Below are 1,247 nucleotides of genomic sequence, written 5' to 3'. Positions count from 1 at the left end.
CTGAGGTGGTCTAGCTAAGCCGGACAGAAATGGGACGTTGTTTGAAGGTGGGTTTCGAAGTGGTTGGGCGATTGGTAGCCGAGGGCGGAGTGGCGGCGCTCGGCATTGTAGTAGGCGATGTGGTGGCTGATTTCGAGCCGGGCTTCGGCCAAGTCGGGGAAGCGGCCGCCGTCGAGCAGCTCGGCCTTGAAGCGGCTCCAAAAGGATTCGGCGTGGGCGTTGTCGTAGCAGTTGCCCCGGCGGCTCATGCTTTGCTGCGCGCCGTGTTTGGCGACTAAGCCTTTGAATCGGGTAGCCGTGTACTGGCTGCCCTGGTCGGAGTGCACGATGAGTCCAGCGGGTGGGCGGCGCACGGCCAGGGCCCGGCGCAGGGCCTCGCTGACCAGGTCTTCGGGCATGGTGTCGCGCACGTCCCAGCCCACGATTTTACGCGAGCACCGGTCGAGCCACACGGCCAGGTACAGCCAGCCGCCGCCCTGGCGCGGCAAATAGGTGATGTCGCCGACCCACACCCGGTTCGGGGCGGTGGGGGCCGGCTGGCCGAGCAAGCGGTTGGGAGCCGCGCGCACGGCCGGGTCGGAATCGGTCGTATGCGGCACAAACGAGCGCGGCTGCTGGGCCCGCAGGCCGTGGGCCTTCAGCACCCGGCGGATGCGCCAGCGGCCCACCGCGTAGCCTTCGGCCTGCACTTCGGCGCGGAGCCGGCGGGTGCCGTAGCGCTGGCTGTGCCGCCCAAACGCTTCTCGCACGGCCACTTGCCAAGCAGGATCGGCCGGTGAGCGCTGCTGGACGTGCCGCCAGGCGTAGTACGCGCTGGGGGCGACTTGCAGCACCCGGCAGAGCTGGCGCACGGGCACCCGGGCCTGCCGCTGGGCGATGTGCTGGTAGGTGCTCACGGGGTCGGCTGGGCGAAGATGGCCAAGGCTTTTTTTAAAATATCGAGCTCCTGGGCCAGCCGCTTGTTGGCGGCGCGCAGGGCCCGTACCTCCGGGTCGCGGGCCACTTCCACACTGCCCACTTCGGCCACCACCTGGGCCTGCTGCCAGCGGTAGAGCAGCTTGGGGCTGATGCCCAGCTGCCGGGCGGCCGCTTGCGTGCTCCGACTTTCCGAAGCCAAGCGTAGGGCCTCGGCCTTAAACGCCTCGTCGTATTTGCGTCGTTGGTCGGGCGACGACCCGCTCTTTTTGGCTGTCATAACAGAAGAAATATACGTCCTTCTTCCGTCCGGCTAGCTTAGACCACCTCAT

The 1,247-nt window shown here is 67.3% G+C and carries 2 protein-coding genes; both read right to left on the bottom strand.

Translation table 11 applies throughout. From position 1 onward, the window contains the following. Positions 1 to 14 precede the first annotated feature (14 nt). Positions 15 to 896 carry an IS3 family transposase gene (locus LJ738_RS21105; protein WP_227788334.1) on the bottom strand — a complete coding sequence of 294 codons (882 nt, stop codon included), beginning with the start codon at positions 894 to 896 and terminating at the stop codon, positions 15 to 17. Beyond that, positions 893 to 1,195, bottom strand: a complete 303-nt coding sequence (locus LJ738_RS21100) for a transposase (RefSeq protein WP_196283896.1) — start codon at positions 1,193 to 1,195, stop codon at positions 893 to 895. The genes LJ738_RS21105 and LJ738_RS21100 overlap by 4 nt, the downstream gene beginning before the upstream one ends. Positions 1,196 to 1,247: the final 52 nt, after the last annotated feature.

The organism is Hymenobacter plasmatis, from assembly GCF_020711255.1.
Classification (GTDB): Bacteria; Bacteroidota; Bacteroidia; order Cytophagales; family Hymenobacteraceae; genus Hymenobacter.
The sequence above is the reverse complement of the archived record's forward strand: the minus strand, read 5'-3'. Positions and strand labels throughout refer to the sequence as shown.